Source organism: Shewanella spartinae, from assembly GCF_019457555.1.
GTDB classification, from domain to species: Bacteria; Pseudomonadota; Gammaproteobacteria; order Enterobacterales; family Shewanellaceae; genus Shewanella; species Shewanella loihica.
In genome coordinates, this window is the sequence record NZ_CP080418.1 from 4484484 (window position 1) to 4501738 (window position 17255).

Genomic DNA, 17255 nt, shown 5'->3' on the forward strand with positions numbered 1-17255 from the left:
CTCTAACAAGAACAAGTTATCTGTGTGAACACTCAACAAATATCAGTCAATCGTATAGGTAAGGAGGTGATCCAGCCCCAGGTTCCCCTAGGGCTACCTTGTTACGACTTCACCCCAGTCATGAACCACACCGTGGTAAACGCCCTCCCGAAGGTTAAGCTATCTACTTCTGGTGCAGCCCACTCCCATGGTGTGACGGGCGGTGTGTACAAGGCCCGGGAACGTATTCACCGTGGCATTCTGATCCACGATTACTAGCGATTCCGACTTCATGGAGTCGAGTTGCAGACTCCAATCCGGACTACGACCGGCTTTGTGAGATTAGCTCCACCTCGCGGCTTCGCAACCCTCTGTACCGACCATTGTAGCACGTGTGTAGCCCTACTCGTAAGGGCCATGATGACTTGACGTCGTCCCCACCTTCCTCCGGTTTATCACCGGCAGTCTCCCTAAAGTTCCCGGCATTACCCGCTGGCAAGTAAGGATAAGGGTTGCGCTCGTTGCGGGACTTAACCCAACATTTCACAACACGAGCTGACGACAGCCATGCAGCACCTGTCTCAGAGTTCCCGAAGGCACCAATCCATCTCTGGAAAGTTCTCTGGATGTCAAGAGTAGGTAAGGTTCTTCGCGTTGCATCGAATTAAACCACATGCTCCACCGCTTGTGCGGGCCCCCGTCAATTCATTTGAGTTTTAACCTTGCGGCCGTACTCCCCAGGCGGTCTACTTAATGCGTTAGCTTGAGAACCCAGTGTTCAAGACACCAAATTCCGAGTAGACATCGTTTACGGCGTGGACTACCAGGGTATCTAATCCTGTTTGCTCCCCACGCTTTCGTACCTGAGCGTCAGTCTTTGTCCAGGGGGCCGCCTTCGCCACCGGTATTCCTTCAGATCTCTACGCATTTCACCGCTACACCTGAAATTCTACCCCCCTCTACAAGACTCTAGTTGACCAGTTCGAAATGCAGTTCCCAGGTTAAGCCCGGGGCTTTCACATCTCGCTTAATCAACCGCCTGCGTACGCTTTACGCCCAGTAATTCCGATTAACGCTTGCACCCCTCGTATTACCGCGGCTGCTGGCACGAAGTTAGCCGGTGCTTCTTCTGCGAGTAACGTCACAGCTAACGGGTATTAACCGTTAACCTTTCCTCCTCGCTGAAAGTGCTTTACAACCCGAAGGCCTTCTTCACACACGCGGCATGGCTGCATCAGGCTTGCGCCCATTGTGCAATATTCCCCACTGCTGCCTCCCGTAGGAGTCTGGGCCGTGTCTCAGTCCCAGTGTGGCTGATCATCCTCTCAGAACAGCTAGGGATCGTCGCCTAGGTGAGCCATTACCTCACCTACTAGCTAATCCCACCTAGGTACATCCAATCGCAGAAGGTCCGAAGATCCCCTCTTTTCCCCCGTAGGGCGTATGCGGTATTAGCAGTCGTTTCCAACTGTTATCCCCCTCGACTGGGCAGTTCCCTAGGCATTACTCACCCGTCCGCCGCTCGTCAGCAAAGTAGCAAGCTACTTTCTGTTACCGCTCGACTTGCATGTGTTAGGCCTGCCGCCAGCGTTCAATCTGAGCCATGATCAAACTCTTCAATTAAAAGTTTTTGTGTTTGGCTTGCGCCAAACGACTCAATGAATTCTGATTCATCACTTAGACTCGGAAGAATCTAAGGATGTTTGTACATATTGCTATGAACACTCATCGTTGCATTGAGATTTAAATCGTTTTCGATTAACTCAATACCTGTGAGTGTCCACACAGATTTCTTGTTTTATCTTGTTAAAGAGCATTGCATCATTATTTTCGATGCCGCCGCTGGCGCTGGGCCGTTGACTTAGGGATGCGTATTCTACACTTCCCGAGGTTGGCGTCAAGTGATTTTTAAGAAGTTTTTCAACTTTTCACTCGGACCATCTGAAGGCTGTTATCGTCGCTAAGCAGCGCCGTTTGCCGTGTCAGTGGGAGCGCATTATAGGGAGCATAAACTTTTACGCAAGGGCTTTTTTAAAGAAAAGTGCTACTTTTGCATTGTTTGCACGCTTTTTCGCCTGACTAGCTACTTTTTCCCCATTATACTGGGTGACCCTCACTCATTTGGCCGTTTTAAGGACCTAGCCATGACAAAATCTATCCGTGCCTATAAGGGCGTTAGCCCACAATTTGATGCCAGTGTGTATATTGATGAAGCCTGTGTACTCGTCGGCGATATTGCATTAGACACAGATGCCAGCGTCTGGCCCATGGTGGCGGCGCGAGGCGATGTGAATCATATCCGCATTGGTAAACGTTCAAACGTGCAAGATGGCACCATATTACATGTGACCCGTAAGTCGGCCAGCCGCCCCGAGGGTCATCCACTGCTTATCGGCGACGATGTCACCATAGGCCATAAGGCGATGTTGCATGGCTGCCAAGTGGGTAATCGTATCCTTATCGGCATGGGCGCCATCATACTGGACGGCGCGGTGATAGAAGATGACGTGATCTTAGGAGCCGGTTCTTTGGTGCCTCCCGGCAAGACACTGGAGAGTGGCCACCTTTATGTAGGCAGCCCAGCTAAGAAGGTGAGAGCGCTGACCGAGGCAGAGATAAAATTCCTACCCGAGTCGGCGGACAACTATGTCCGCCTGAAGAACGAATACATTGAAGAGGCGTTACAGGATTTACCGACCTAGGCTTTTATCGGCTAACTGGGCCTAGCTAGGCCTTAACTAGCTAAGCCTTAAAAGGCCTGGATTTAGAAGGCGTCGATATCTCGGCGCCTTTATGACGACTAGAAGTAGTCAGTGGCGAAAGATAGCAGCGCAAATTAATCGACACGCTCTACCTGGATATGACCCTGAACGTCGAACGCCTCCTGCTCGATCAACTTTTCTGCCTGCTCCTCGATATCGAAACGAAACTGCTCAAACAGGTACAGTGCCTGTTCGCTGTTGTTAATCTTCTCTGCCGCAAGATGCTCAAGCACCTTCTGCCCTATGTAGCAATCGATCACCATTCCTTGCTGCTGCGCCGTAAAATGAATGGCGCTTAGCTGGGCATTCCAGGTCAGTTGCTCGGTAAATATAATGCTTTGATTCATGGCCATTACTCCTGTTGCCAATCGATATGAGTATTTATCATACCTGCGACGCGAGCTCACTACGTAGCCTTGCCAGTACAGGCTCGACAGCGGGCTCTACACCGCGCCAGATGGCGAAGCTCTTGGCAGCCTGTCCCACCAGCATGCCCAGACCATCGATCGTCTGACTCGCCCCTTGGTCTAAGGCCCAACGATTAAAGGCGGTGAGCTCCCGACCATACATCATATCGTAGCAGACGCTATGGGCGGCGATAATCGCCTTAGGCAGATTCGGCAGCTCGCCACTCAAGCTGGCTGAGGTTGAGTTGATCACTATATCGAAGCTATGAGTCAGTTGATCCAAGGTACTGGCCTTCACCTGGCCATAAGCCTTAAATGCGTCGGCCAGTTGCTCCGCCTTGCTATGGGTACGGTTATGTATTGTCAAAGAGTCAATACCGGCATTCAGTAGCGGCAATATGGCGCCGCGCGCCGCGCCACCTGCGCCGATGAGTAAGACACTCTTACCGCACAGGCTACCAAGGTGACGCTCGAGATCCGCCACCAGCCCCAAGCCATCGGTATTGTCGCCCTTGATGCGGCCATCCGCCAGGCGAGTGAGGGTGTTCACGGCGCCTGCGAGCTTGGCCTCATCACTCAGGCAATCACACAAGGCATAGGCCTTCTCTTTGAACGGCAGGGTCACGTTGGCCCCCTTGCCGCCATGTTCGAAGAAAGCTTGCAGAGACTCGGCGAAACCATCGAGGGGCGCCAAGATGGCTTCATATTGCAGCGACTCGCCCGTCGACTTGGCGAACGCCTGATGAATAGCCGGGGATTTGCTATGCCCTATAGGATGACCAAATACGGCGTATCTGTCTTGCACCTGCTGCGTCATGGGGAAATTGTCTCTGTTTGATTCGATTGCGCTCAGTCTACTGAGCTTTTTCGGTGAAGCAAAGGGTGCCAGCATGCAATCTCTTCAGGGAAACTTGGATTGATTGCGACCGGAGAATCCGCTAGTGTGCCGCTTGATACCAAGACCCAGTAAAACAGAGCCCGTGAGAGAGTCAGATGAAGTGGTTAAAAAAGATGATGGCTAAGCCTTCGGCCGAGCGCGATCCTCAGCAATCGAACGCCTATGACAGAATTGGTGGCGAGAAGGTGATCCGCGCGCTTGCCAAGCAGTTTTACCATCAGATGCAGACCAGCCCAGATACCCAAGACTTGCTGGCCATGCATAGATCCCCCATTGCCGAGTCGGAACAGAAGCTGTTTGAATTTCTCAGCGGCTGGCTGGGCGGCCCGCAGCTGTTTCATCAACGTCATGGGCATCCGGCCCTGCGTGCTAGACACATGCCCTTTAGCATAGACGAGACGATGCGCGATCAATGGCTACTCTGCATGCAGCGGGCATTGGCGATAGAGATCAAAGATCCGCAACATAGGGAAGCCATCTACCAGGCGATCTCGACGCTCGCCGACCATATGCGCAACCAATAAAGTATTGCCATTGTCTTGATTAAAAAAGGGCTCATTTGAGCCCTTTTTTATATTCCTTATGCCTCTAACCACTCTCTCGGCTTGAGAAAATCGCTGTATAGCTTGGCCTCTGGGCTGCCTGCCTCAGGGGTATAGGCATACTGCCAGCGCACCAGCGGCGGCATAGACATCAGGATAGACTCGGTACGACCGCCGGTCTGCAGGCCAAATAGTGTGCCTCTGTCATACACAAGGTTAAATTCCACGTAGCGGCCGCGGCGATAGAGCTGGAAATCACGCTCACGCTCACCGTATGCCGTCTCTTTACGCTTCTCGACGATAGGGGCATAGGCCTTCAGGAAGCCATCACCCACAGCCTGCATGAAGGCGAAGCTGTTTTCGAACCCAGGCTCGTTAAGATCGTCGAAGAAGAGGCCGCCGACACCACGGGTCTCGTTACGATGTGGCAGGAAGAAATACTCGTCGCACCATTTCTTATATTTAGGGTAAACGTCTTCACCGAAGGGCTCGCACAGTTCCTTGGCACTCTGATGCCAAGCCACCACATCCTCTTCGAACGGGTAGTAAGGGGTCAGATCGAAACCACCACCAAACCACCAGACGGGATCGGCTCCCTCTTTCTCGGCGATGAAGAAGCGCACGTTGGCGTGGGTCGTCGGCACATAGGGGTTGTTAGGATGGATCACCAGGGAGACGCCCATGGCCTCGAAGCTACGTCCGGCCAGCTCAGGTCTGTGAGCGGTAGCCGATGCTGGCATGGCCGCACCTGTCACGTGGGAAAAGTTTACCCCGGCCTGCTCAAACACCTTGCCCTTAGTCAATACGCGGCTGGTGCCGCCACCGCCCTCTTCCCGCTCCCAGGAGTCGGCGAAAAACTTAGCCTCGCCATCGAGTTGTTCCAGGCCTTCACAGATCCTTTGTTGCAGGTCGAGTAAGAATGCTTTGACTTGAGTGGCATCAGGCTTCATAAAAATTCCTTGCTATGGTTATCGTAAAATCTTTCCGCTGATCACATCTATGATGGTCGATGGTTTAGGCTCGGCGCCCAGGCTACCGGCCACCAGGCCATCTATCTTGCCATCAAACTGACGTATAACTTCCTCTGGATTCAAGGCGGGCTCTTCCCCGGTCAGGTTGGCACTGGTCGAGACTATGGGCTTACCCAGCGCCTGACACAGCGCCTGCACGCCAGGATGATTAGAGACGCGCACGGCGAGGGAGTCAAACTGACCACTCAAGAGGCTAGAGAGCCCGGGTCGTTTCGGCATGATAAAGGTAAAGGGGCCTGGCCACTTATCGAAGGCCGACTGCAGCTGTGCCTCAGTAAGAATAGAGCTATCAATATAGGACGTTAACTGATTGAAATCGCTGGCGACCAAGATCAAACCTTTCTGCCATGGACGCTGCTTTAAATCCAGCAACTTCTGAATCGCCTCATCATTATCGGGGTCACAACCCAGCCCATAAACGGCCTCGGTCGGATAGGCTATGACGCCTCCTTGCAGTACCGTTTCAACCAGGGCTGCGGGATCTTGCTGTAACATGTCGCCTTACCTTTCTGTGTTCAACGGGTCGACTTGACCCTATGGGTCGAGATTATACAGACAAAGCTAATACGAACAATGGCGGCAAAGGATAAACAGGCCCTATAGCGGACGCTTATACTTACAACTCTTTTGCGGACATTCCAGGCGCATACCGGCGGCGCCCTTGCGCTCGACTAAGATACCGAAGCCGCAATCGGGGCAGGTTTCCTGCACGGGCGGGTAATTCACCAAGAACTTACACTTAGGATAGGCACTACAGGCGTAGAAGCTTTTACCGAAACGGCTGGTTCTATGCTCCATCACCCCTTTATGACAGCTGGGACAGGTGACGGCCTCGGCGGGGTCTTCCTGATCCTGCTTTTCGATATGCTTACAATCAGGATAGCGGGTACAGCCGATGAAGATGCCGAAACGACCCGACTTTACCGCCAGCTCGGCGCCACATTCTGGGCACTCTGAGCCTTCGATCACCTGAGACTCGATCGACTCGTGATGCACTAGGGGCCGGGTGTAATCACAGCTAGGGTAGTTGTTGCAGCCGATGAATCCACCATGCTTACTGTTTTTCACCGACAGCTCACAGCCACACTTAGGGCAGAGTTCATACTCTTTCTCCAGTGCATGCTCGTGTGAACTAAACAGTTGATCATCTATCTTAGACATGGTTTTCTCGACAGCCGGTGACTCTAGCTATTTTACCAAGCTCTACAGCGCCTTGGGAATCGAATGTGCACTTAATTATAGCTAGTCTTCTTCGTGGGATTGAAATATATTGTATGCAAAATAACAAGGAGACCCTATGTTGCGTCAATCCCTCTGCGCCCTCTTGCTCGTCGGCCCCAGCCTCTTGGTGGGCTGCAGCGTCACTGCACCAGGACAGATAGCCCCACCCCCAAGACAGATAGACTCGACCTTTATCCATAAGCTAAGCGCCTTGCCGTCACAGCAGCTCTTCAGCCATGACAACCCCCAGCTCGATACCGCCAGCTTAGCTAAGGCACTACAAGCCATCATGCAGAGCCTGGATGAGGCAAGCCTAGACGCCCTGCTCTATTACCTAAGGGCCTTTAGCTATTTCGGCCCCATGGATAAGCTGACCGATACCGAATATACCGCTCTGACAGATGCTTTGAGCCGACTTGGCAATAGTCAGTTGATCACTCAGGCACCCAGATTACAGGAACACTTCGCGGTGACTCTGTATCGTTACTATGGCAGTGATGACAAAGTCAATGACCAGCGCGCCCAGCAGCTTGCTAGCTTGCTCCCCCTACTGAATCGGCAACTAAAGAGAACCGCAAAGCAAGCGCCTAGTCAGGCAGCTGATTACGCCCTGTGGGAGACTCTGAGAGCCTACGGCATGCTGCTCAATGTCGCGCGCAAACAGCCCGATGGCGCGCTCAATAAGCAGTTGATCGCCGCCGAACTGGATAAGCCCCTGCTCGACTTTGCCGCTTCCTCACAAAGCCTGCGTGATCACCAAGACTGGCCGAGAGCCAATGCCTATTGGGCACTGGGCCTCTACCGCCTAGCACTCCCTAGCGGCGAAGAAGGCAAGCTCACCCCAGCAGAACAGGCACTGGACGATGCCATGGTAAGACTCGCCGAGCAAGATGTCACCCAGCGTGGCGAGGCCGCCAAGACCACCTATACCTTGGGCTATCATGTGAACGCCTTCGCCGGTCTGGAGGCCTGTAAGGCACGCAGCAGTGTCTGTCAGATCCCAAAGCTGACACAAGTCTTACCCATACGCCATCAATGTTCAAATAGCCTATATATCCTGGCGCAAGATCTCACCCCAGATGAACTGAGTACCAGCTGCACTAAGCTCACCTCACAGGAGGCCAACTTTCATCGACTGCTCGAGACTCAGCATCAGCCGACCGCCAACGATAACAATGACGCACTGCAGGTAGTGGCCTTCAAGAATTGGAGCCAATACAACGCCTACGGCCAGCTGCTGTTCGACATAGGCACGGATAACGGCGGCATGTATATCGAAGGCACGCCGTCGAATCCCGAAAATCAGGCCAGCTTCTTCGCCTATCGACAGTTTTGGATCGCTCCCGAGTTTGCCATCTGGAACCTAAAGCATGAATATGTGCACTATCTCGACGGCCGCTTCGTGAAATATGGCGGCTTCGGCCATTTCCCGCGCAAGCTGGTGTGGTGGTCGGAAGGGCTGGCCGAGTACGTCTCCAAGGGCAATGACAATCCATCGACCCTAAAGGCCATCAAGGCAAAACTCGATGAGGCGCCGGATCTCAAGACTATCTTCGCCACCGAATATAAGGACGGTCTAGACAGAACCTATAAGTGGAGTTACATGGCGATCCGCTTCCTGGCCGAGCACCACCCAGAGGAGTTGGTGCGTCTCAGCCATTACCTGAAGACAGATTATTTCGAGGGATATGAGAAGCTGCTCAATGAACTCTCAGCGCAACAAGAAGCATTCTCGGCATGGCTAACCGAACAGGTTGCCCAATTTGAGGAGCATGACACGGATAAGGCGCCCAAAATAAACAAGCTTAATCGTTACGCCTATCGCGACTACCTGATGCCAACCCATCTTAAATTAAATGAGGCGCATCAACACTTTTAACTTGCCATTAAAAAAGGAGGCTCAGGCCTCCTTTCTTTTAAATCCGAATCGAGTCAATTAGGAATGTAGCCGACCATCGGGTTGCTCGAAGATCAGATCCTCCATCTGCTCATAGGCGGACTCGTTGCCCGGCACATTAAACAACACCATGAGGATCACCCACTTAAGATCTTCCAGAATCAACGCAGGCTCATCCAGCTCCATCACGCGATCGATTACCATCTCGCGCAGCTCGACATTGAGTACCTTGATCTGTTCTAAGAAGAGCAGGAAACCGCGACACTCGACATCTAACTTCTCCATCTCGGCCTGAGTATAGATACGGAAGGAGTGTTGATCATGATTACATAGGTAGGGTTGATCACTTTCTTGTAGCGATGCCAGGTGTTCTAACCAGGACAAGGCCTTGATAATCGCCGATTGATGAAAACCAGCGCGTGTCAGTTCTTGGGTCAACTCGTCTTCATCGACCAGTAACTCGACCTCACTGTGCACATAGTTTTCAAATAGATACATGAGGATATCGAACATGGCTAGCTCCTCTTAAGTCTTATATAACCACCGGGTACAGCTGAAACCCAACCTTGTAGTTCAAGTTCAAGCAACTGCTCTAATACTAGCTCTATCGTTTTTCCACTATGCTCGACCACCACATCTAATGGTGTGGCCTCATAGCCTACACTAGCTAACAGTGAGGCAAATGGCAAATCAGAAGCTAACTCCTCCCCTATATGGTGACGACGATGCAACTCTTCAAGGTGAAATTTTGATAAAGCTGCAACCTCTTCGATAATATCGGCGGCGCACTCCACCAATTTAGCACCGTCTCGTAACAAATCATGACAGCCCTGATGATCCCCAGCCAGGATATTGCCCGGCACGGCAAACACCTCGCGGCCCTGCTCCAGCGCCAATCTCGTGGTGATCAGCGAGCCACTCTTTCGCGCGGCCTCCACCACGAGCACGCCCAGCGACAGCCCGCTAATGATGCGATTTCGCTTAGGAAAGTTGCCGGCGTAGGGTTTTATCTGGGGCCAGAACTCGCTGAGCACACAGCCCCTCTGCTGGATTTTCTCGTAGATGGGTTTGTGACGTTTGGGATAGACCACCTCTATGCCTGTGCCCAACACGGCCAGGGTCACGCCATCGGCATCTAATACCCCCTGGTGGGCCGCGCCGTCGATGCCGGCCGCCATGCCGCTGGTCACCGCAACCTTGGCTGCGGCAAGTTCCTGGGCCAGTTGATAGCTTGCGGCTAATCCCGACTGAGACGCGGCGCGGCTACCCACCATGGCGATACAGGGATGCACCAAGGCGTTGGGATCGCCTTTGGCAAAGAGAATCGGCGGCGGATCGTTGATCTGCAATAGCAGGCTTGGATAGAGAATATCTTGGGGACAGAGAATATGATGATGAGGCGCGGCGTCTTGCCAAGCTAGCGCCTGTTCGACCAAAGAAAAATCGGGGGACAGCTTAGCCGTCAATAGGCGCTCAGGCAGGGGTAAGGCATCGGGTTCATGCTCCAGCCTTTGCCTGAGCTCTGCTACATCCATGTAGTTTAATAATTGTTTTACCCGGGCCGGTCCTAACCCGGGTACTGCAGAAACAACTAGCCAGTCGACCAGCTTGTCGTCGATGGCACTATTCGCTCGCTAACAGGGTATCCGGTTGCAGCAACTTATCATGGACGCGCACGGGCTTCTCGTTGATCAGAATAAGCCCCATGCTGACGCGGTCGAACACCTTAAAAACCATCAACTTACCGCGATAGATATCCGGCATCTTGGTGGCATTATCAGACGAAATACTGGCCAGCAGTTCCTCATAGGTGCTGCGATCCTTAGGTTGTACCGGCTTGCCGTCACCATCGATCACCACCTCGGCACCATCACGGAAGATGGAGAACACATGGCCAGTCTCGACGCCGTCTTGGCTACCACGGTCGATATAGACCACATCCAGCTTACCCATTTCGCGCACATCTTTCTCTGAGGCGAGCACCTTGCCAGGCGTCGTCGCCGCCTTAGGCATGAAGTACGCTGACATTAGCGAATCATCTTCGATAGGCAGCACACGATAACCCGCCTTGGTCTCGCGCATATTGCTCAGCAAACGTACCTTAGACACTGGGCCCGACTCTATGACACGGCCGCTGGCGGTCAGAATCACCTCCAGCCCCAGATCATCGCCAGATTCGGCATCTTCAAACTGACGTCCCTTGGCATAGACACCAAACTTGTCACCCAGAGTCAGCTCCCCTTGAACATAGATAACATCGTCGGTCACATGGTGCTTGGACTCGCTCTCGCCCCCCATGACCATAGGCTGCTCATCGAACCACTCGCCATCGACGACTCGGTTTTGCACCAGATAAGGCTGGATCAGGCTGAGATCCACGGCGGGAATCGCGCCGCCTTTAGGCAGGACACGTCCTTCGGGACTCTTACGAATATGAGGCTTGACCACCAATCTGGGTTCACCGTCGATAAAGACCAGGGTCAGTCTGTCTCCGGGATAGATAAGGTGAGGGTTGGCGATCTGTGGATTAGCGCCCCAGAGCTTAGGCCAGCGCCAAGGATCCTTGAGAAATTGGGCTGAGATGTCCCAAAGGGTATCCCCTTTCTTCACCACATACGAATCGGGATGGCCAGACTTCAATGTCAAGGTATCCGCGACAACAAACGAACTACTAAAAATCATTAAACCGAGTAAAATTAGTCGTTTCATGGGGGTATCCATGCTGTTTGCCCTTTATATAGAGCTTTTACTGTTATTGAATGCCACTAAGGATTAAAATTAACCCATTAGCCTAAGTCAGTATAACCAACTGTCTCGAATTTGACAGACTTGTTAAGAGTTTATGTATGAGTTTACTAAAAGTTTTACGCTTTCCCGATGAGCGCTTACGCACGATTGCGAAGCCCATTACAGAATTTAACGCTGAGCTTCAGACACAAATCGATAATATGTTCGAAACCATGTATGAAGAGAAGGGAATTGGTCTGGCAGCAACCCAGGTAGATTATCATCATCAGTTGATCGTTATGGACCTGCAAGATGACGTAGAACGCCCTAAGGTTTTCATTAATTTAGAGATAATCGAAAAAAGTGGCGATTTTTGCAACGAAGAGGGCTGCCTCTCAGTGCCCGGCATCTACGCCAAGGTCGATCGCGCCGAGTTTGTCACCATCAAGGCGCTGGACAGAGATGGCAACGAGTTCACTTTAGAGGCTGATGGCCTGTTCGCCATCTGTCTGCAACATGAGCTTGATCACCTCAATGGCAAACTGTTTGTCGATTACCTCTCGCCCCTCAAGCGTCAGCGTATCAAACAGAAACTCGAAAAAGCCGCGCGCCTCGAAGCCAAACAAGGATAAGCCCCATTTGAAACCACTCAAGATACTCTTTGCGGGTACGCCAGACTTTGCCGCCCGCCATCTACAAGCCTTAATCGATTCAGAGCACCAAGTTATCGGGGTCTACTCCCAACCAGACAGACCCGCGGGCCGTGGTAAGAAACTACAGGCCAGCCCGGTCAAGGCCTTGGCACTGGAACATGATATCCCCGTCTACCAACCCGTGAGCCTGAGAAACGAAGACGCCCAGGCAGAGCTCGCCGCTCTCGGCGCCGACATCATGGTGGTGGTCGCCTACGGCCTCATCTTGCCTCAGGTAGTACTGGACACCCCAAGACTGGGTTGCATCAATGTGCATGGTTCCATCCTGCCTCGCTGGCGTGGCGCAGCACCGATTCAGCGCGCCCTGTGGGCCGGCGATGCAGCAACCGGCGTCACCATAATGCAGATGGATATAGGTCTGGATACCGGCGACATGCTGCTCAAGACCCATCTGCCAATCGAAGACAGCGACACCTCCGCCAGCCTGTATGAGAAGCTGGCCGAGCAGGGACCGACCGCCCTGATCCAGGCGCTAAAAGGCCTCGCCGAAGGCAGCCTAACGCCTGAGCCACAGGATGAAGCCCTGGCCAACTACGCCGAGAAGCTCAGCAAAGAGGAGGCGCAGCTCGACTGGCGCAAACCGGCCGAGCAGCTTTGGCGTGAAGTTCGCGCCTTCAACCCTTGGCCCGCGAGCCACTTCCCCCATCAGGATGCGGCGATCAAGGTATGGCAGGCCAGCGTGTCAATTGAGGCGGCAAAACAGGTCCCAGGCACCATCATCCGCGCCGACAAGCAGGGCATAGCGGTCGCCACCGGCGAAGGCGCTCTGGTGCTCGAAACCATTCAGCTGCCGGGCAAGAAGGCCATGGCGGTGGCCGACGTGCTGAACGCCCGCGGCGATTGGTTTACCCCGGGCACCCAATTACAAGGCATCACCCCAGCAGATGAGGCGCAGGCATGAAGAACCTGCGAGCCCTCGCGGCCAGAGTCGTCTTCCAGGTATTAGAGAAAGGGGTCTCACTGTCCGTGGCCCTGCCCGAACAGCAGCAAAAACTCACCAGTGGGAAAGACAAGGCCCTGATGGCCGAACTCTGCTATGGCGTGATGCGTCATCTGCCCCAGCTCGATAAGCTAGTGAGCGACTGCATGAGCAAGCCACTCAAGGGCAAACAGCGCATCGTACATCAGCTGCTACTCGTGGGATGTTATCAGCTCTATTTCACCCGTATCCCTGGCCATGCGGCAATCTCGGAAACCGCCGAGGCCTGTCGCCAGCTCAAGTTTGAGGGACTGGTCAAGGTGGTCAACGGCGTGCTGCGCAACTTGCAGCGCAACCAGAAGCCGCTGCCCGAAGACAACGAGACCCTGGCCTTCAACACCCCAGCCTGGTTGATCAAGCGCCTCAAGGCCGCCTATCCAGACAGCTGGCAAGAGGTGATCGCCCAGAGCCATCAACGTCCGCCCATGTGGCTGCGCAACAATCAGTTATCCCAGACCCGAGAGCAATATTTGGCGCTACTCGACGAACAGGAGATAGCGGCGACACCGGGTACGAGCGACGACGCCATACTACTGGAGAGCCCGAAAGATGTCGGCCTGCTCCCAGGTTTTGCCGATGGCGCCGCCTCGGTACAAGATGGCGCGGCGCAATGGGCCGCCAGCCTGTTGGCGCCCGAAGCAAATGAACTGATCCTCGATGCCTGCGCCGCCCCCGGCGGTAAGAGCTGTCATCTGCTGGAGAGTCAGCCCAGCATAGATCTGGTAGCGGTAGACTTCGACGCCAAGCGTCTGGAGCGAGTGCAGCAGAACCTCGACAGATTAAACCTCAAGGCCAAGCTGGTACATGGTGACGCCGCCAAGATAGACACCTGGTGGCAGGGCGATAAGTTCGATCGCATCCTGCTGGACGCACCTTGTTCGGCCACCGGCGTGATCCGCCGTCACCCAGATATCAAATGGCTACGAAAGCAGGCCGATATCGAAGAGCTAGCCACATTGCAGTCACAAATTTTGGATCATTGCTGGCAGTGGCTTAAACCCGGTGGCACACTCCTGTATGCTACATGCTCAATTTTACCGCAAGAGAACGCCGAGCAGATCGCGGCTTTCTTAGCGAGAACCCAAGACGCAACCCTGGTTCCTATCGCACAACAACAAAACAGCGATGACATTGGCTGGCAAATCACGCCGGGCCAAGACAATATGGACGGGTTTTACTACGCTCGCTTGGTTAAGGGATAACGTTAGGCTATGAAAATTATCATATTAGGTGCGGGTCAGGTCGGCGGCACATTAGCGGAAAACCTGGTTGGTGAAAACAACGACATCACCATAGTCGACAATGACCGCGACCGGCTGCGCTCGCTGCAAGACAAGTATGACTTGCGGGTAGTGCTGGGCCATGGTGCCCACCCTGGTGTCCTCAAGGACGCGGGGGCCGAAGACGCCGATATGTTAATTGCCGTAACCAATAGCGACGAATGCAACATGGCGGCCTGCCAAATTGCCTTCTCCCTCTATGGCACCCCCACCAAGATCGCCCGTATCCGTTCGGAGCAGTATCTGGCGCTGCGGGACAAGCTGTTTATCGACAGCGAGACCAAGCAGAGCGAGAACCGTCCTCGCGGCGGCTTCATCATAGACGAGTTGATCGCCCCCGAGCAGCTGGTTACTGCCTATATACGTCGCTTGGTGGAATACCCAGGCGCCCTGCAGGTGTTAGAGTTTGCCGAGGGACGCCTTAGCCTAGTGGCGGTGCGCGCCTATTATGGCGGCCCGCTAGTGGGTAACGCCCTGGCGGCCTTGCGCGAGCACATGCCTAACATCGACACCCGTGTGGCGGCCATCTTCAGACAGGGCCGTCCCATCATGCCACGGGGCACCACCATCATTGAGGCGGACGACGAGGTATTCTTCGTCGCCGACAGTCGCCATGTGCGCGCCGTGATGAGTGAGATGCAGAAGCTGGACAACTCCTACCGCAATATCATGATCGCCGGCGGCGGTAACATAGGCCTAGGGCTGGCCAAGCAGCTACAACGTAATCATGCGGTCAAGCTGATCGAACACAGACCGGATCGCGCCGAGGCGCTGTCTGAGAAGCTGGAAAATACCACGGTATTCTGCGGCGATGCCTCAGATCAGGAGCTGCTGCTCGAGGAGCATATCGACCAGACCGACGTATTCATCGCGGTCACCAACGACGACGAGGCCAACATCATGGCCGCCCTGCTGGCCAAACGCATGGGCGCCAAGAAGGTGATGGTGCTAATCCAGCGTGAAGCCTATGTGGATATCGTCCAGGAGGCCAATATCGATATCGCCATCTCGCCGCAACAGGCGACCATCTCGGCGCTGCTAACCCATATTCGCCAGGGGGATATCTGTAACGTCTACTCGCTGAGACGCGGCGCCGCCGAGGCGATCGAAGCCATCGCCCACGGCGATCCCAGCACCTCCAAGGTGGTGGGCAAGCAGATTAGCGAGATCAAGCTGCCACCCGGTACCACCATAGGCGCCATCGTCCGTGACGACGAGGTGCTGATGGCCCACGATAAGACGGTCATCGAGCAGGGCGACCACGTGATCTTGTTCCTGGTGAACAAGAAATTTATCGGTGAAGTTGAAAAGCTGTTCCAGCCTAGTGCATTCTTCTTCTAAGCTACTCAAGAAGCCAAGACTTAAATCGCGATGCTAAATTTTCGGCCGCTACTCTTTATCTTAGGCGTGTTCCTGTCGACCCTGACCGCCTTTATGTTTTTTCCGCTGCTCTTCGCCCTACTCTATGGTGAAGAGACGGTGGGCGCCTTCATGATCGCCTCGCTGATCACAGGCACCTGCGCCAGCGCCTGCATGCATCAGGGGCAGAGCGAAAACATCCGCCTCAATATCCGCGATATGTTTCTGCTCACCAGCCTAACCTGGTTTATCGTCAGCCTGTTTGCGGCCATGCCCTTCACCCTCTATCACGGCATCAACTACACAGACGCCTTCTTCGAGACCATGTCGGGGATCACTACCACTGGCTCTACCGTGCTGTCCGGCCTGGATACCATGGATCACAGTATTCTGATCTGGCGCTCGCTGCTGCAATGGCTGGGGGGAATAGGCTTTATCGTGATGGCGGTGGCCATTCTGCCGTTTCTCAACGTGGGCGGTATGCGGCTGTTTCGCACCGAATCTTCGGACTGGAGCGACAAGGCGGTGCCTCGCACCCAAGATATGGCCAAGCACCTCTTCTATGTCTACATCATACTGACGGTCTGCTGCGGTGTGGCCTACCACCTGGCGGGGATGACCTGGTTTCAGGCGATCAACCATGCCATGACCACACTCTCCACCGGCGGCTACTCCACCTCAGACAGCTCCATGGCGGCCTTCTCTAAGCCAGCCCACTGGGTCGGCACCATCTTCATGGCAGCCGGCGGCTTACCCCTGCTGATGTTTGTTCATAGCCTGTCCCAACGTTCGCTGCGGATCTGGAACGACGCCCAGGTGAAGGGCTACCTCATCTTCCTGGCATTCGTCTCCTGCAGCCTGGCCTTCTGGCTCTGGCACGGACACGAGATGACGGCGGCCGACGCCCTGCGCCTGGCCAGCTTTAACGTGGTCTCGGTGGTGACAACCACAGGCTACGGTCTCACCGACTACACCTCATGGGGCGCGGTGGCCAACGTAGCCTTCCTCTTCCTGATGTTTGCCGGCAGCTGTTCGGGTTCTACCTCTGGGGGAATTAAGATCTTCCGTTTCCAGATCGCCATTGCCATCATGCGCGAGCAGCTGAAACAACAGTTCCACCCTAACGGTATCTTCAAGGAGCGCTACAACGGACGCCCCATCACAGAAGATATCGTGCGCTCCCTGGTCACCTTCATCCTACTATTTATGCTGGTGATAGTGCTCTTGTCGGTGATCTTGGTGTCTACCGGACTCGACCCGACCACCAGCTTTACCGGCGCGGTGACGGCGGTGACCAATGTGGGCCCAGGGCTTGGGCCAGTGATCGGCCCGGCGGGGAACTTCTCCAGCCTGCCGGACATCGCCAAGTGGTCACTGGCCATCGGCATGCTGCTGGGGCGTCTGGAGATCCTGACGGTGGCGGTGCTCTTCCACCCTAACTTCTGGAAGTACTAAGCGAA

Annotated in this window: 16 protein-coding genes and 1 rRNA gene; 8 read left to right on the top strand and 9 right to left on the bottom strand. The window is 54.2% G+C overall.

Annotated elements, in window-relative coordinates; genetic code table 11:
* Nucleotides 1-59: 59 nt before the first annotated feature.
* Nucleotides 60-1602: ribosomal RNA gene (locus K0I31_RS19450) — 16S ribosomal RNA — on the bottom strand.
* A 521-nt stretch (nt 1603-2123) separates the two neighbouring features.
* Here K0I31_RS19450 and K0I31_RS19455 point away from each other — a divergent pair.
* The gene (locus K0I31_RS19455; protein ID WP_011867519.1) at nt 2124-2681 is read left to right on the top strand and encodes a gamma carbonic anhydrase family protein; all 558 of its coding nucleotides are present in this window, start codon (nt 2124-2126) and stop codon (nt 2679-2681) included.
* Between the two features lie 134 nt (nt 2682-2815).
* On the opposite strand, the gene K0I31_RS19460 is transcribed toward K0I31_RS19455, so the two are convergent.
* A complete protein-coding gene (locus tag K0I31_RS19460; protein ID WP_220079444.1) occupies nt 2816-3088 on the bottom strand; it encodes a DUF1488 family protein in 273 nt (90 codons plus the stop codon).
* Between the two features lie 37 nt (nt 3089-3125).
* Nucleotides 3126-3953, bottom strand: a complete 828-nt coding sequence (gene aroE / locus K0I31_RS19465; protein ID WP_220080911.1) for a shikimate dehydrogenase — start codon at nt 3951-3953, stop codon at nt 3126-3128.
* 188 nt (nt 3954-4141) lie between these two features.
* Here aroE and K0I31_RS19470 point away from each other — a divergent pair, with 188 nt between their 5' ends.
* Nucleotides 4142-4570 (top strand): group II truncated hemoglobin, encoded by a 429-nt coding sequence (locus tag K0I31_RS19470; RefSeq protein ID WP_220079445.1) that lies wholly within the window; start codon nt 4142-4144, stop codon nt 4568-4570.
* Nucleotides 4571-4626: 56 nt separating this feature from the next.
* Here K0I31_RS19470 and hemF read toward each other — a convergent pair whose 3' ends face one another.
* The 3 genes from hemF to K0I31_RS19485 all read right to left on the bottom strand — a co-directional run bounded on the left by hemF (nt 4627) and on the right by K0I31_RS19485 (nt 6780).
* Nucleotides 4627-5538, bottom strand: a complete 912-nt coding sequence (gene hemF / locus K0I31_RS19475; RefSeq protein ID WP_220079446.1) for an oxygen-dependent coproporphyrinogen oxidase — start codon at nt 5536-5538, stop codon at nt 4627-4629.
* An 18-nt stretch (nt 5539-5556) separates the two neighbouring features.
* On the bottom strand, nt 5557-6114 hold the full coding sequence (tsaC, locus tag K0I31_RS19480) for an L-threonylcarbamoyladenylate synthase type 1 TsaC (RefSeq protein WP_220079447.1): 558 nt from the start codon (nt 6112-6114) through the stop codon (nt 5557-5559).
* A 102-nt stretch (nt 6115-6216) separates the two neighbouring features.
* Nucleotides 6217-6780, bottom strand: coding sequence for a DNA topoisomerase family protein (locus K0I31_RS19485; RefSeq protein WP_220043713.1), 564 nt, complete (start codon nt 6778-6780; stop codon nt 6217-6219).
* A 136-nt stretch (nt 6781-6916) separates the two neighbouring features.
* Here K0I31_RS19485 and K0I31_RS19490 point away from each other — a divergent pair, with 136 nt between their 5' ends.
* Nucleotides 6917-8719 carry a collagenase gene (locus K0I31_RS19490; RefSeq protein WP_220079448.1) on the top strand — a complete coding sequence of 601 codons (1803 nt, stop codon included), beginning with the start codon at nt 6917-6919 and terminating at the stop codon, nt 8717-8719.
* 57 nt (nt 8720-8776) lie between these two features.
* On the opposite strand, the gene K0I31_RS19495 is transcribed toward K0I31_RS19490, so the two are convergent.
* The 3 genes from K0I31_RS19495 to K0I31_RS19505 all read right to left on the bottom strand — a co-directional run bounded on the left by K0I31_RS19495 (nt 8777) and on the right by K0I31_RS19505 (nt 11458).
* Nucleotides 8777-9250 (bottom strand): DUF494 family protein, encoded by a 474-nt coding sequence (locus K0I31_RS19495; RefSeq protein WP_011867527.1) that lies wholly within the window; start codon nt 9248-9250, stop codon nt 8777-8779.
* A gap of 2 nt (nt 9251-9252) precedes the next feature.
* Nucleotides 9253-10272 (bottom strand): DNA-processing protein DprA, encoded by a 1020-nt coding sequence (gene dprA, locus K0I31_RS19500; RefSeq protein ID WP_220079449.1) that lies wholly within the window; start codon nt 10270-10272, stop codon nt 9253-9255.
* Between the two features lie 88 nt (nt 10273-10360).
* On the bottom strand, nt 10361-11458 hold the full coding sequence (locus tag K0I31_RS19505) for a LysM peptidoglycan-binding domain-containing protein (protein WP_220079450.1): 1098 nt from the start codon (nt 11456-11458) through the stop codon (nt 10361-10363).
* A 125-nt stretch (nt 11459-11583) separates the two neighbouring features.
* On the opposite strand from K0I31_RS19505, the gene def reads away from it, so the two are divergent.
* From def to K0I31_RS19530, 5 genes are read left to right on the top strand one after another with little or no spacing between them, the layout of a single operon-like run.
* A complete protein-coding gene (gene def, locus K0I31_RS19510) occupies nt 11584-12096 on the top strand; it encodes a peptide deformylase (RefSeq protein WP_011867530.1) in 513 nt (170 codons plus the stop codon).
* Nucleotides 12097-12103: 7 nt separating this feature from the next.
* On the top strand, nt 12104-13078 hold the full coding sequence (gene fmt, locus K0I31_RS19515) for a methionyl-tRNA formyltransferase (protein WP_220079451.1): 975 nt from the start codon (nt 12104-12106) through the stop codon (nt 13076-13078).
* Nucleotides 13075-14358, top strand: a complete 1284-nt coding sequence (gene rsmB, locus K0I31_RS19520) for a 16S rRNA (cytosine(967)-C(5))-methyltransferase RsmB (RefSeq protein WP_220079452.1) — start codon at nt 13075-13077, stop codon at nt 14356-14358. The genes fmt and rsmB overlap by 4 nt, the downstream gene beginning before the upstream one ends.
* A gap of 9 nt (nt 14359-14367) precedes the next feature.
* A complete protein-coding gene (gene trkA / locus K0I31_RS19525) occupies nt 14368-15777 on the top strand; it encodes a Trk system potassium transporter TrkA (protein ID WP_220079453.1) in 1410 nt (469 codons plus the stop codon).
* 30 nt (nt 15778-15807) lie between these two features.
* Entirely contained in the window at nt 15808-17250 is a 1443-nt protein-coding gene (locus K0I31_RS19530; protein WP_011867534.1) for a TrkH family potassium uptake protein, read from the top strand.
* The last annotated feature ends 5 nt before the right edge of the window (nt 17251-17255 follow it).